The following is a 14,134-nucleotide window of genomic DNA, read 5'->3' on the forward strand; positions in this document are numbered from 1 at the left end:
ATAACATCCTCCTTACAGTGTGTGGAACACAGGTTTGCGCTTCTCGTAGGTGGCCAGATAGCGGAAGCCCGCCTCCGCCAGCAGCTGGCAGGCCTGCTCACAGCCCTTGCCCACCCCGTCAGTGGTGTGTGCGTCAGAGCCGATGGTAACAATCTCGCCGCCGCAGGCCTTGAACTGCTTGAGTACCGGCAGCCACTCCTTCAGAGTGCGGCCCCGCCAGGTGTTGATCTCAATGCCCCGGCCACGCTCCGCCGCCGCACGGAAGATACCGTCCAGCACATCGTGGTAGCGGTCCAGGGAGATGGGGTGATCCATGTAGCGCAGGGGGTAGATGATGTGGCTGAGCACGTCGTAGAAATCGGTGACTGCCAGCTTTGCCATGGAAGAGAAGTAGTCATCCAGGGCGGCGTAGCAGGCAGCGGGATCGGGGTAGTCCACATAGTAGAAATCGGTGCCACCCTTTTCAGGGCAGAGATTATGGATGGAACCCAGTACGAAATCCAACTCGGGACGGTCCAGGATGGCGCGGCTGACTTCCGGATTCAAGTGGGCCATGCCGAACTCCAGGCCCAGGCGGATGGTCAGCTTGCCGGCGTAACGGGGAGCCACGGCGGCGTATTGCTCCAAGGCGGGGGGCCAGTCGTAGTGGTCTACCGGCTCTCCGTAGAGCTCCAGCAGGTCGCAGTGATCAGTGATACACAGCTCATTCAGTCCCGCAGCCACAGCGGCATCGGCCATATCGGCCAGGGGAACGCTGCCGTCGGGGGAAAGCTTGGTGTGGGTGTGATAGTCGGTCAGGTACATAATTGAATTGCCTCCAGAGCAGCAATGTGAAAATCCATGTTTGGGGGAATTCATTTCTCCCAAACATACCACGACCCGCGCCACAGGGCGCGAAACCGGGGGTATCAAATCCGCTGTGCCGCTTGCGGCGCGGCGGATTTGTATCCAGGGGGTATGGGATACCCCCTGGACTGGCATTTAGAAGGGCCAGGCGGGGAACCACTTCAGAATGCAGGTTCCATACCAGCTGGGATAGGTAATGCCCACCAGCGCTGGGTAAAACAGCGCATACAGCGCCGCTGCGCCGCCGGTGACAGCATACATGGCCGGTTTCCAACGGACCATCTCTTCCTTCTTGGACAGGGTGTAGAACACATAGCACAGAGCCAGGATGAGGAAGAGCACCGAGGGGAAGTAGTGGTAGGCGAAGGTGATACGGCCAATGAAGAACCAGGGCACCAGCTGGGCCAGATAGCCGATGAGAATAAACAATGCAATGGGAGAGGATTGCCGGAAGGTGCGGCTGACAAACCAGCCCAGGAGCAGATAGAGGGCCAGCAGGGCCACAATGAGCACCAGGCAGAGCAGTCGGGTCTGGGTATCGGTCTCCGGGTCAAAAACGCCGGTGACCCAGGCAGCGGAGGCTGCTCCGCCCAGCCCAGAGAGACCAAAGAAGGTCAGCTTGGCCCACAGGGGGCGGAAAGCCTGGGCGGCGCACACCAGTATGGACACCAGGCCGCCCCAACAGACCACAGGATTGAGGAAGGCGGCAAAGCGGGTAGTGACTCCGGCCACGGAGTTGTCCATGTAGTACAGGATGGGCCGGGCATTGACCAGCCACTCGTACCACCGGGAGGAGTAGGGGTGGGAGGAGGTGACGCCGTTGTGGTAGGAGAGCATATATTTCTGGTTCTCCCACATCTCGCTGAGCAGGTTCCCCAGGGACAGGTCCCCGGAGGCCGCGGCGTAGGGCAGGTAGGACAGAACATAGATGATGGCGGGAATGACCGCAAAGACCAGCACCGAGAAGGCCAGGATCTTCACCGTCCAGCCTGTCCGCTCCTGGCGGGATTCTTCCGGCCATCGGCGCAGCTTGACCACCAGACCGATAAAGTAGAGGGCCACCAGTCCGGTGCAGCCGTAGATCACCGTCCACTTGGAGGCAGCACCGATGCCCCAGAACAGCCCCGACAGGAAGAGGGGCAGGGCGCACTGCTTGAAGGAGGCACCGTCAGGCTGGGTCAGGTACCGGTACAGGAAGTAGTACATCAGCAGGATGAAGAAAAAAGCGTAGGTATCGATGGTGGCCAGCCTGGTCTGAGTCAGGTGCATGAAGTCCACTGCCAGCAAAATGGTGCCGCAGGTGGCAATGGAGGTACGGCCAAAGAGGTTTTTCAAAAACAGATAGAGCAGAGGGATCATGGCGACCCCGAAGAGGGTACCCATGAACCGCCAGCCGAAGGGGGTCATGCCGAACAGGGCGATGCCCACGCTCATAATAAGCTTGCCCAGGGGTGGGTGGGAAATCTCATAGGGTTCCACACCCCGCAGATGCTCATAGGCGGTGCGGGGGTGGTAGATCTCATCAAAATAGGCGGAGTTCTCAAAGGAGATGGACTCCGGCACCGTGTCCGCCTCGTCAAAGAGGGGGTTGGTGCTGTCGCTGAGCCAGATGCGGTTGCCGTTTTCATCGAAGAGGGCCAGCTCGTCCAGTTCCAGCAGGCCCTTGTTGGCTTGGCCGGTAATCCGGATATAGCGGATATACTGGGGGTTGTCAAAGGTGATTTCGTTCCACTTGAACAGCTGGTTGTAGTTCTGGGTCATGGCATAGCTGGCGCCGTAGCCGGTGCCGTCAGCCCAGTAGTACCCGGTGATCTCGTCAGGATCGTCGGCATTGTCCTTCCGCTGCCACAGGGACAGCCAGTTTACCCCGTCGGAGGAGATCTCCACCTGATATTTGCCGGTGCCCAGGCCGCAGAAATACCACAGCTTGGAGGCCAGGTATTCCTCCGAAAATGCGAAGGTGGCGGATTTTTCATCGCCGAAGTCCCAGGGGTTTTGAGGGGCGGTGGTGGAGCCCAGGTTAAAGAAGGCGGTGACGGCATAGGCAATGGTGATCAGTACCATGGGGATGGCGTCCTTTTTCACCAGGGGATGCCGCCGTCCGGCAAAGGTAAAGGGCCTCTTTTCCGGCAGAGGGGCCAGCTGCTGGGCCAGAGGGGCCCGCATGGTCTGGGCGTACCACAGAAAGAAACCCAGCAGCGCCGCGATGGTCAGAATGGGAAAGAGATATACAAGGTATTGAACGGGTCCCATAGGAGCACCTCACAGACAAAATAAGAGGACGAGTATGCTATACTCGTCCTCCTATTTTATTTCTTCTTCTTGCGTTTGTCAAAGAAAGATTTCACGCCGTCCGCCGGACTGGGTGGAATCTCGCCCATGGCTTCGCCATAGGCACGCAACGCCTCCTTCTGTTCACGGGTCAGGTTGGTGGGAACCTGCACACTGACAGTGACGTACTGATCGCCCCGGCCCCGTCCGTTGACCGAGGGAATGCCCTTGCCCCGCAGGCGGAAGGTGGTGCCCGGCTGGGTCCCGGCGGGCAGGTTCCACTTCACCTTGCCGTCGATGGTTGGAATTTCCAGCTCGGCGCCCAGGGTGGCCTGCAGGAAGGTCACCGGGTGCTCCAGGAACACCGAGGTGCCGTCCCGCTTGAAGAACTCGTGGGGACGGACGGTGACGCTGATGAGCAGGTCGCCGGCGGGACCGCCGTTGCGGCCCGCACCGCCCTGGCCCCGGAGGGAGACGGCCTGACCGTTGTCGATACCGGCAGGGATGCTGACGGTGATCTTGCGCTGCTTGCGCACATTGCCGGTGCCGCCGCAGTCCTTACAGGGCTGGTGGATGATCTTGCCCTTGCCGCCGCACTTGGGGCAGGTGGTGGTGGTGGCGAAGGTAAAGGCGCCGCCGCCCCGCTGGATGCGGATGGTGCCGCTGCCGTGGCAGTCGGGGCAGACCTCCGCCGTGGTGCCGGGGGCGCAGCCGGTCCCCTTACAGGTGTCGCAGCTCTCGGTGCGGTTGAGGGTGATCTCCTTCTCGCAGCCGAAGGCGGCCTCCTCAAAGCTGATGGTGACCGAGGCCCGCAGGGTCTCGCCCTTCATGGGCCCGTTGTTCCGGCGGCTGGAACTGCCTCCGCCGAAGCCGCCGCCGAAGAAGGAGCCGAAAATATCGCCCAGGTCGATATCGCCCATATCGAAGCCGCCGAAGCCGCCGCCGTTGAAGCCGCCGGCCCCAAAGTTGGGGTCTACGCCGGCGTGGCCGAACTGGTCGTACTTGGCCCGCTTCTCCTTGTCGGAGAGGACCTCATAGGCCTCGTTGACCTCCTTGAACTTGGCCTCGGCGTCCTTGTCGCCGGGGTTCAGGTCGGGGTGGTATTTCTTGGCCAGCTTCCGGTAGGCCTTTTTCAGCTCGTCGTCGCTGGCGGTCTTGGCGACGCCCAGGACTTCATAATAATCTCGTTTCTGTTCAGGCATTGGTGTTCACCTCTGTTTCAAAGTGGAGCGGGGAGAGTGAAGCGTGGGAAAACAGCCCTCCACGATCCACCGTATGGAAGAAAACGCAACGGAGCGCAGGCGGGGGACAAGCCCCCGCCCGCGGCATTTCGCTGTGTGATTACTTGTTGTTGTCGTCGTCCACGACCTGATAGTCGGCGTCCACCACGTTGGGGTCGGTGTTGGCGCCGCCGGCCTGGCCGCCGAAGTTGGCGCCGCCCATGTCGGGGCCGGCCTGACCGCCCTGGGGATTGGCCTGCTGATACATCTTCTCAGCGATGGGGTAGAAGGCCTTGGAAGCTTCCTCGGTGGCAGCCTTGATGGCCTCGATGTCGGTGCCCTTCATGGCGTCCTTCAGCTTGTTCAGGGCGGCCTCCACAGTGGCCTTGTCGTTGGCGTCGATCTTGTCCTTGGCGTCCTCCAGAGCCTTCTCGGTCTGGTAGATCACCTGGTCGGCCTGGTTGCGGACATCCACCTCTTCCTTGCGCTTGGCGTCCTCGGCGGCAAACTGCTCGGCCTCCTTGACGGCCTTGTCGATGTCCTCCTTGGACATATTGGTGGAGGAGGTGATGGTGATGTGCTGCTCCTTGCCGGTGCCCAGATCCTTGGCGGACACATTCACGATGCCGTTGGCGTCGATGTCGAAGGTAACCTCGATCTGAGGCACGCCGCGGCGGGCGGGAGCAATGCCGTCCAGGTTGAAGCGGCCCAGGGTCTTGTTGTACTGAGCCATCTCACGCTCGCCCTGCAGCACGTGGACCTCAACGGAGGTCTGGTTGTCAGCGGCGGTGGTGAACACCTGGCTCTTCTTGGCGGGGATGGTGGTGTTGCGCTCGATGAGCTTGGTCATAACGCCGCCCATGGTCTCGATGCCCAGGGACAGAGGAGTCACGTCCAGCAGCAGCAGGCCCTTCACGTCGCCCACCAGAACGCCGCCCTGGAGAGCAGCGCCGATGGCCACGCACTCGTCGGGGTTAATGCCCTTGAAGCCTTCCTTGCCGGTCAGCTTCTTGACCATGTCCTGCACGGCGGGGATACGGCTGGAGCCGCCCACCAGCAGCACCTTGGAGATGTCGCCGGAACTCAGGCCGGCGTCGCTCATGGCCTGACGGACGGGGCCGGCAGTGGCCTCAACCAGGTGAGCGGTCAGCTGATCAAACTTGGCCCGGGTCAGAGTCAGATCCAGGTGCTTGGGGCCGGTGGCGTCAGCGGTGATATAGGGCAGGTTGATGTTGGTGGAGGTGACGCCGGACAGCTCGATCTTGGCCTTCTCGGCAGCCTCCTTCAGGCGCTGCATGGCGACCTTGTCGCCGGTCAGGTCGATACCGGAGTCCTTCTTGAACTCAGCGGCCATCCAGTCCATGACGGCCTTATCGAAGTCATCGCCGCCCAGGCGGTTGTTACCGGCGGTAGCCAGCACCTCGATGACGCCGTCGCCGACCTCCAGCACGGACACATCGAAGGTACCGCCGCCCAGGTCGTAGACCATGATCTTCTGATCGGTCTCCTTATCCACGCCGTAGGCCAGAGCCGCGGCGGTGGGCTCGTTGATGATACGCTTCACGTCCAGACCGGCGATGCGGCCGGCGTCCTTGGTGGCCTGACGCTGAGCGTCGGTGAAGTAAGCGGGAACGGTGATGACGGCCTCGGTCACAGGCTGGCCCAGATAGGCCTCGGCGTCCGCCTTCAGCTTCTGCAGGATCATGGCGGAGATCTCCTGGGGAGTGTAGGCCTTGCCGTCGATGTTCACCTTGTAGTTGGAGCCCATCTCACGCTTGATGGAAGAGATGGTGCGGTCGGGGTTGGTGATGGCCTGGCGCTTGGCCACCTGGCCCACCATACGCTCGCCGTCCTTGGAGAAGGCCACCACAGAGGGGGTGGTGCGGTTGCCTTCCGCGTTGGCGATGACGACGGCCTCGCCGCCCTCCATAACAGCAACACAAGAGTTGGTCGTACCGAGGTCGATACCGATAATCTTAGACATAATCAATTCCTCCAATATATCGTAAATTGTTTTTCAACTTGGGAATGTCAGCGCACATTGTGTGCCTGAACGGTCAGTTGGCAACCTTGACCATGGCAAAGCGGATCACCTTGTCTCCGCTGCGGAAGCCGGACTGGAATACCTCGACAATGGTGTTCTCGCCGGCGTTCTCATCCTCCACGTGCATCACTGCATTGTGGAGGTTGGGGTCAAAGGTCTGACCCAGGGCGGGGATCTCTTCGATGCCCAGCTTGGAGAGGACCTCCTTCAGCTGGGTCATGGTCATCTCCACGCCCTTCTTATAGGCCTCATCGGCGGTCTCCTGCTTGAGGGCCCGCTCCAGGTTATCGTACACCGGCAGGAAGGCGGCGGCGGTCTCCGCCTTGGAATCGGCCCAGGCCGATTCCTTTTCCTTCTGACTGCGGCGGCGGTAGTTGTCATACTCGGCGGCCAGGCGGAGGAACTTGTCCTCCTGGTCGGTGAGGTTCTGCTTCAGGGCCTCCAGCTCCTCCAGCAGGGGATTGGGGGCTTCCTCCGCAGCCTCGGGGGCGGCGGTGGGAGTGGTCTGCTCCTCAGGGGTGACCTCTTCGGGCTGTTTCTCTTTCTTACTCATGGGATGCACTCATCTCCTATTTATGATCGTCGCTGCCGCCCGGCAGCTCGCCGTGTCCGAACAGCCGGGATAAACCCTCGGCCAGATAGGAAAGGCGGGCGGTGATTTTGGCGTAATCCATACGGGTGGGACCAACCACGCCGATGACGCCCCGCATCCCTTCGCCGATATCGTAGCTGGCCACCACTACGCTGGTGTCCTTCAGTGCGTCGGCCACATTTTCCGGGCCGATGAGGATCTTCATGGCGGCGTCCTTGGGGACGGGGAAACGGGCGGGATCGGCGTCCTCGGAGAGGTAGCTCAGCAGAGGCTGGGCCCGCTCCAAAGAGCGGTACTCAGGCAGCTCCAGCAGATGGGCGATGCCCGAGGTGTGGACGGTGCGCCGCTCCAGGCTCTCCAGCACTTCCATCGCGAAGGAGACAACCAAGGAGATGAGCCCGTAGGCCTCTCCGGCGGCGTGCTGGGCCACCCGCATCAGCTCCGGCGTAATCTCATCCAGAGGCAGGCCGGTAAAGGTGGCGTTGAGCAGGGTGTTGAGCATTTGCAGCTGAGCCTCCGTCAAATCGGAGGGCAGCCGGATCAGCCGGTTGCGCACCACATTGGTGTCGGTCATTACCACGATGATAAAGGCGTTGTGCTCCACCATCAGAAGGTCAAACCGGCGGATCGTCACCCGGCTCATGCCGGAGGACAGAGCAAAGGCGGGGTAGTTGGTCAACTGAGACACCACCCGGCCGGCCTGGTCCAGCACCCGGTCCAGCTCCTGCATCTTCATCCGCAGGGCCTGGTTGATGCGCTCGGTCTCCTGAAGGGAGAGCTTGTGCTCCTCCATCAGTTCGTTGACGTAGAACCGATACCCCTTGGGAGAGGGGATGCGTCCGGCGGAGGTATGGGGCTTTTCCAGCAGTCCCAGAGATTCCAGATCCGCCATCTCGTTTCGGATGGTGGCGGAAGAGATCTCCATGCCGATGGAAGAGGCAATGGCCTTGGAACCCACCGGCTCCGCCGACTGGATGTAACTTTCGATGATGGCGCGCAGGATTCGTTTTTTGCGTTCGGTTAAATCCATAGCGGCCACCTCACTTTTGATTTAGCACTCATACTACCTGAGTGCTAAAGATAATGTAGCACCGTCCGCCGGAAAAGTCAATAGGCAGGGTTGTAAATTAAATGTGAACGAAGAAAAGATAGCAGACGGGCACTCTGAATGCAAATCAGAGCGGTTGACGCGGGAGCCGTTCAATGGTATTCTATCCAATAAGGAACAATATTTGCAAACAGGAGGGGTGTCTCTGTGGACGGAACGGTGCCCGTGGAGATCATTGACTACGAGGAGCGCTACAAACAGGATCTGGAGGACATCTCTCTGCCCTGGCTGCTGGAGTATGACCTGCTGGAGCCGGTAGACCTGGAGATGCTGGCCGATCCGCACCGCTTTATCGCCGGGGGCGGCCGTGTGCTGCTGGCCCGCTGCGGTCAGGAGATTGTGGGCATGGTCATGCTGGAGCTTCAGGGCGACGGTGTGTGCGAGGCACTGAAGTTCGGCGTCAAAGAGGAGTACCGGGAGCGGGGCATTGGCACCGCCCTGATGGAGGCGGTGATCCAGGCCGCCCGGGACGCGGGACAAAAGACCATCGTGATCACCTCCAACCACAAGCTGAAGGCTGCCCTGCGGATCTATGAGAAGCTGGGATTTGAATACGTCACGTATTCTGACAAGTGGTTTCAACTGTCCGATATTAGAATGGAACGGGAATTATAAGAAAAGGACGCGCCGCAGGCGCGTCCTTTTTGATTCAGTCGGCAAATTCATACACCGCTCCGGCGGTGAGGTGGTGAAGCCTGTCGCCCAGTTCCTCCTCCAGCAGGGCGTAGGCGGGATCTCCGGTGCAGTGGCCGGTGTAGATATCCTGTACCTTTAAATCATCCCGCAGGGCGGCGGCGATGGATCGTACCTTCTCCGGGGTAGGGCCCAGGGTGGTAACACCCTCCTTGCCCATCAGATGGAAGCCCCCCAATACCGCACGGATGGGGGTGCTGGGGAACTGTTCGGAGAGCTGTGTGAGAATCTTCACCACTCCAGCGTGGCAGCAGGAGTTGAGGACCACCAGACCTTCGGAGGTCTCAGCCACCAGGGACTGCTCATGCTTCACCTGGTCGGGGATCAGGTGGAGGCCCTCCGCCAGATCCCGGGGTCCCTCCGCCAGGTCAAAGCGCTTCTCGTGCCGGCAGAACATCCCCATGTTGACACCGATGTACTCCTTTTCCGCCCAGGTCTCCGGGTCGGTGATCCGGGGACGGGCGTAGACGGAGGCGGAAGGATTAACGGCAAAAAAGGCGTTGAAGCCGTCGGCGTGGTCATAGTGTCCGTGGGACAGAGCGGCTTTGTCCACCTTGGACAGATCCACCCCCAGCTTGGCGGCGTTGTACACCACCGCGCCGCACTCTCCGGCATCCAGCAGGTAGCGGCCGCCCCGGTATTCTACATAAAAGGACAGGCCATGCTCGGGAATCAGTCCATCCTGGGCGGAGTTTTCCATCAGAACGGTGATCTTCATTGGGAGACCTCCTCTTTCTTCACATATTGGGTCACGTCATTGATCCAGGCCTTGGAGCGGAACCGGGGCACACCCACAATAAATTTGGTGATCTGCTCCATGATAACGCCCACATACACCCAGAAGACACCCCACTTCAGCACCAGACCGAAGAGGGCGGACAGGGGAAGGGCCACCAGCCACAGGGGGCACACGTCGATGAGGGAGGCCGCCCGCACGTCGCCGCCGCCCCGGAGCACGCCCACGGTGTTTACCGAGTTGAAGGCCCGCAGGGGGAGGCAGACGCCGATCATGGTGAGCATCATGGTGGCAATCTCTCCCGCCATGGGGGACAGATGGAAGAAGGGATAGACCAGGGTGGGGAAGAAGGTGTGGGTAAAGGTGACCAGCAGCCCGCCGATCACCAGGCCGCAGATCATGGCCAGAGTGTTCAAAGTGGCCCCGATCTCATAGAGGTGTTCCCGGCGCCCGGCGCCGATCTCACGGCCGATAATGATGGCGGTGGTGCCGCCCACGGCGAAAATAGCCACGGTGCACAGATCCTCCAGATTGCCTGCCAGAGCCCGGGCTGCCAGGATCTCGGTGGAGTTTTCCATATGGCCCATGACCACCTTGTGCATGGAGGTGCCCAGGCCCCACAGGGTTTCGTTGAGGACCACCGGGCCGGAATAGCGGAAAAACTTCTGGATCAGGGGGCGTCCCGGCCGGAACATGAGGGTGGGCTTGAGCTTGAACCGCTTGTTGGTGAGGGCATAGGTCATGGTGATACCGAACTCCAGGATACGGGAGAGCAGGGTGGCAAAGGCCGCGCCCGCCACCCCCAGAGCGGGGGCGCCCAGATTACCGAAAATGAACACCCAGTTCAGGAAGGTGTTGGCGGCCATGGAGGTGGCAAAGACGATCATGCCCAGTTTGGGGTTCTCCATAGAGCGGTGGGCGCCCACATACACACCGGTGAGGCTGTTAAAGAGGTAGGAGGGGCCTACGATGCGGGCGTAGCTGGCAGCCAGAGGGATCAGCTCTTCATTATCGGTGAGCAGGCCCATAAGCTGGGTGGGGAAAAAGCACATGATGATGGCAAACAGAGCGGCAATGGCTCCCGCCACATAGCAGCCGATGCCGATGACCCGGTTGATGGTATCGGTGTCCTTCTTGCCCCAGAACTGGCTGATGAGCACCGAGGAGCCGCTTTGCAGTCCAAAAATCACCAGCTGAATGACAAACACCGGCAGATTGGCCTGGGCCACAGCGGCCAGAGGGGCCTCTCCCAGGCTGCCTACCATAAACGTATCCACCAAACCCAGCAGGGTGGTGCACAGATTTTGCAGCAGGATGGGCAGGGCCAGTGATACCACATTGCGGTAAAAAGCCCGTCCCCGGTTCATGTAGGAAAACAAATCCTCACCTCATTGCGATCCGAGTCTGTGTGATCTCCGTGAGGGCGGCGGCCAGAGCGTCGGCATCCTCACAGGTGCTGTCGGGGGAGAAGGAGATGCGCAGTACACCCATCAGGGTGCGTTTGGGCAGGCCCAGAGCGGCAAAGACGTGGCTGGGCTTGCCCTTGTGGCAGGCCGAGCCGGAGGAGACGTAGATCCCCCGGTCGGACAGATCCCGCACCAGCATTTCGCTGGGATAGCCAGGCAGAGAAATGGCACAGATGTGGGGAGCGTCGCCGGGGCTGACCACCTCCAGGCCGGGAACAGAGGAGAGAACCTCCAGGGCGTGGGCCTTTACAGCTGCGATGCGAGCGGGCGCGTCGGTGTCCCAGGCCTCACAGGCAGCGGCCAGGGCGGCCAGCTGAGCAGTAGGCTCGGTGCCGGAACGCAGGCCGTTTTCCTGTCCGCCTCCCAGCAGCAGGGGCTTCAGGTCCAGACCCTTGCGGATGTACTGGGCGCCGATACCCTTGGGCGCCCGGATCTTGTGGCCGCTGATGGTGAGCAGATCCACCCCCAGCTCTTTGGGGGTGAAGGGGACCTTTAAAAAGGCCTGCACCGCGTCGCAGTGGAGCAGGGCGGGGCAGTGGGCGGCCTTGATGGCCTGAGCGGCCTCCGCCACTGGCAAGAGAGTACCCAGCTCATTGTTTACCAGCATCATGGACACCAGTACCGTGTCGGGCCGCAGGGTGGCCTTCAGATCGTCGATGGAGACGTGGCCGGACTTGTCCGGCTTTAAGTAGGTGACCTCATAGCCCTGGGCGGCCAGAGCACGGATGGGCTCCAGCACGGCGGAGTGCTCGGTGGCGGTGGTGATGATATGTTTCCCGCTCCGCTTCCCATGCTCCACGGCGGCCCGGATGGCCCAGTTGTCTCCCTCGGTACCGCAGGAGGTGAAGGTCAGTTCCTCCGGCAGACAGCCCAGCCTGTCCGCCACCACGGCACGGTACTCCTTTACTTTAGCGGCGGCGGCCTGGCCGATGGCATAGCCGGAGGAGGGGTTGCCGTAGCCCTCCGTCATGGCCTCATAGGCCGCTTTGGCCGCCTGGGGACACACCGGCGTGGTGGCGGCGTTATCGAGATAGATGGACATGAACAGTCACCTCAGACAAAAAAAGTGCGGTTTCGCAATTCTTCATTGTAGCCTTATACAGAAGGAAAGTCAAGGCGGCAGAATTGTGGAAAACAGACGTGACAGTTTATCCCATAGCGCTTGACAAGCGGAAGAGAGGATAATATACTGTGACCTGCTAGGAAATAATTTTTGACAATAAGAAAGGAAGGAACCACCATGAGCGCCATCAAGCTGCGTGAAAATCTCTGGTCTGTGGGCGTCCTCAACCCGGCCCTGCGGGTCTTTGACATCGTAATGGAATCCAAATATGGTACCTCCTACAATGCCTACCTGCTGACGGGAGAGAAGAACGTCCTGATCGAGACGGTACATACCGACTATTTTGATGAATATCTGGACAACATCCGCCAGGTCATTCCTGTGGAGGATGTGGATTACCTGATTATGAACCACAACGAGCCCGACCACTCGGGCAGCGTGGCCAAGCTGATGGCTGTCTGCCCCAAGCTGGAGATCATCGCCACCAAGGCGGGCAAGAAGCACCTGCAGGATATCACCAACCTGGATCTGCCCTGCCGTACCGTGGCTGCCGGCGATACCCTGGACCTGGGCAACCGGGTGCTGGAGTTCATCCCCTCTCCCATGCTCCACTGGGCCGACTCCATGTTTACCTGGGACAAGGCGGGCAAGACCCTCTTTACCTGCGACTTCCTGGGCGCTCATTTCTGTGAGCCCACCATGCTGGATAAGAACATCCACGACAAGGCCGCCTATGAGGGCGAGTTTGCCTACTACTACGCCGGTATCTTCGGGCCCTTCAAGCCCAGCGTGCTGGCCGGCCTGGACAAGATGCCCGCCGACGTGGAGCTGGTTTGCCCCAGCCACGGCCCCTGCCTGACTGAGACCATCGGCAAGGCCAAGGAGCTCTACCGCACCTGGAGCACCCCCGCTCCCAAGACCCAGCGCACCGCCTTTGTAGTGTATGCCTCCGCCTACGGCTGCACCCGCACTCTGGCGGAAGCTGCCGCCAAGGCTCTGGAGGGTGAGGGCTACGCCGTCACCACCGCCGACGTCACCGTGGTGCCCTATGCCGAGTGCGTGAAGCTGGCCCATGAGGCCGACGTGCTGTTGGTGGGTTCCCCCACCATCAACCGTGCCGCCCCCAAGGCTGTGTGGGATGTGCTCACCTCCATTGATCCCATCAACCTGAAGGGCAAGGCCGCCGGCGCCTTTGGTGCCTACGGCTGGAGCGGCGAGGCTGCCCCCATGCTCCACACCTTCCTGAAGGGCCTGCGCTATGCCGCCCCCGAGGCTCCCTTCCGGGTGCTCTTCACTCCCACCCAGGCCGACCTGGATGCCATGGCCGAGTATGCCAAGTCTGTGGCCGCCCTGTGCACCGTGCCGGTGGACGCCCCCAAGACCGAGGGTGGCAAGTGGGTGTGCGCCCTGTGCGGCTACATCTATGATCCCGCTGAGGGCGACCCCGCCCACGGCGTGGCCCCCGGTACCCCCTGGGAGCAGGTGCCCTCCTCCTGGTCCTGCCCCCTGTGCGGCGTGGACAAGGAGATGTTCAAGAAGGCCGAGTAAATCATATAAACAAAAAAACGCAGGCTGCGCATAGTGCGCAGCCTGCGTTTTTTGTTTGAGATTACGCGGGGACAAGAGCAGTAAGCGAAGTGATCAGGTCCTTTACCATGCCGGTGGGGATGATGTAATAGGCATAGCTTTTGGTGCTGTGGCCGGAGTAGCCGTCATAGAAGGCGGCCTTGCCGTTCGACCAGAGGGAAAGTTCATAGAGCTCCCCGAAGTGCATGACCAGCTCCGCATCTTCGGTTTGAAATGCGGAGGTAGAGGTCCACTGGTCGGTATGGAGCAGTTCGCTGAGGCCGGAGTGAGCCGGTACCTGGTACGCGGTATCCTGCCAGTAGACGGTGGCCCCGGCGTCCAGCTGGGCCTGGGCGCTCTGGGGTGTGAGGGACGGGTTGTCCTTGCGCATGAACTGGGGAGGACCGAACAGGCTGCACCACATCCAGAACATAGCGGCCCCCAGCAGGACCAGAGAAATCAAAGTTGCAACCAGGGCGACCAGCGTCCTGCGTTTGAGCGTACGGGCGTAATCTTCCGTCATGGTACA

At 60.9% G+C, this 14,134-nt stretch carries 12 protein-coding genes; 2 read left to right on the top strand and 10 right to left on the bottom strand.

All coding sequences use genetic code 11. The features are described 5' to 3' along the window. Positions 1-12: 12 nt before the first annotated feature. The 6 genes from IHN22_RS00125 to hrcA form a co-directional block, all read right to left on the bottom strand. A complete protein-coding gene (locus IHN22_RS00125) occupies positions 13-804 on the bottom strand; it encodes a histidinol-phosphatase HisJ family protein (protein WP_087188856.1) in 792 nt (263 codons plus the stop codon). 177 nt (positions 805-981) lie between these two features. Further along, positions 982-3,099: a glycosyltransferase family 39 protein gene (locus tag IHN22_RS00130; RefSeq protein ID WP_191432967.1), complete on the bottom strand. Its 2,118-nt coding sequence runs from the start codon at positions 3,097-3,099 to the stop codon at positions 982-984. A 56-nt stretch (positions 3,100-3,155) separates the two neighbouring features. After that, positions 3,156-4,319, bottom strand: a complete 1,164-nt coding sequence (dnaJ, locus tag IHN22_RS00135) for a molecular chaperone DnaJ (protein ID WP_191432968.1) — start codon at positions 4,317-4,319, stop codon at positions 3,156-3,158. A 139-nt stretch (positions 4,320-4,458) separates the two neighbouring features. Beyond that, positions 4,459-6,321 carry a molecular chaperone DnaK gene (gene dnaK, locus IHN22_RS00140; protein ID WP_191432969.1) on the bottom strand — a complete coding sequence of 621 codons (1,863 nt, stop codon included), beginning with the start codon at positions 6,319-6,321 and terminating at the stop codon, positions 4,459-4,461. A 73-nt stretch (positions 6,322-6,394) separates the two neighbouring features. Further along, positions 6,395-6,943 (bottom strand): nucleotide exchange factor GrpE, encoded by a 549-nt coding sequence (grpE, locus tag IHN22_RS00145; protein WP_191432970.1) that lies wholly within the window; start codon positions 6,941-6,943, stop codon positions 6,395-6,397. Positions 6,944-6,950: 7 nt separating this feature from the next. Next, on the bottom strand, positions 6,951-8,003 hold the full coding sequence (gene hrcA / locus IHN22_RS00150) for a heat-inducible transcriptional repressor HrcA (protein WP_191432971.1): 1,053 nt from the start codon (positions 8,001-8,003) through the stop codon (positions 6,951-6,953). Positions 8,004-8,228: 225 nt separating this feature from the next. On the opposite strand from hrcA, the gene IHN22_RS00155 reads away from it, so the two are divergent. Further along, positions 8,229-8,696: a GNAT family N-acetyltransferase gene (locus IHN22_RS00155; protein WP_191432972.1), complete on the top strand. Its 468-nt coding sequence runs from the start codon at positions 8,229-8,231 to the stop codon at positions 8,694-8,696. A gap of 34 nt (positions 8,697-8,730) precedes the next feature. Here IHN22_RS00155 and IHN22_RS00160 read toward each other — a convergent pair whose 3' ends face one another. From IHN22_RS00160 to IHN22_RS00170, 3 genes are read right to left on the bottom strand one after another with little or no spacing between them, the layout of a single operon-like run. Further along, the gene (locus tag IHN22_RS00160) at positions 8,731-9,492 is read right to left on the bottom strand and encodes an MBL fold metallo-hydrolase (RefSeq protein WP_191432973.1); all 762 of its coding nucleotides are present in this window, start codon (positions 9,490-9,492) and stop codon (positions 8,731-8,733) included. Beyond that, complete coding sequence (locus IHN22_RS00165; RefSeq protein WP_300985224.1) at positions 9,489-10,889, bottom strand: MATE family efflux transporter; 1,401 nt, start codon at positions 10,887-10,889, stop codon at positions 9,489-9,491. Before IHN22_RS00165 ends, IHN22_RS00160 begins: the two co-directional genes overlap by 4 nt. A 4-nt stretch (positions 10,890-10,893) precedes the next feature. Continuing rightward, positions 10,894-12,018 (bottom strand): cysteine desulfurase family protein, encoded by a 1,125-nt coding sequence (locus tag IHN22_RS00170; RefSeq protein WP_191432974.1) that lies wholly within the window; start codon positions 12,016-12,018, stop codon positions 10,894-10,896. 198 nt (positions 12,019-12,216) lie between these two features. Between IHN22_RS00170 and IHN22_RS00175 the strand changes: the two genes are divergently transcribed. Further along, positions 12,217-13,587, top strand: a complete 1,371-nt coding sequence (locus IHN22_RS00175) for a rubredoxin (RefSeq protein ID WP_300985226.1) — start codon at positions 12,217-12,219, stop codon at positions 13,585-13,587. A gap of 61 nt (positions 13,588-13,648) precedes the next feature. Here IHN22_RS00175 and IHN22_RS00185 read toward each other — a convergent pair whose 3' ends face one another. After that, entirely contained in the window at positions 13,649-14,128 is a 480-nt protein-coding gene (locus IHN22_RS00185; protein ID WP_191432975.1) for a hypothetical protein, read from the bottom strand. Positions 14,129-14,134 lie beyond the last annotated feature (6 nt).

Origin of the sequence: Flavonifractor sp. An112 (genome assembly GCF_904377885.1) — a bacterium.
GTDB lineage: Bacteria > Bacillota > Clostridia > Oscillospirales > Oscillospiraceae > Flavonifractor > Flavonifractor avicola.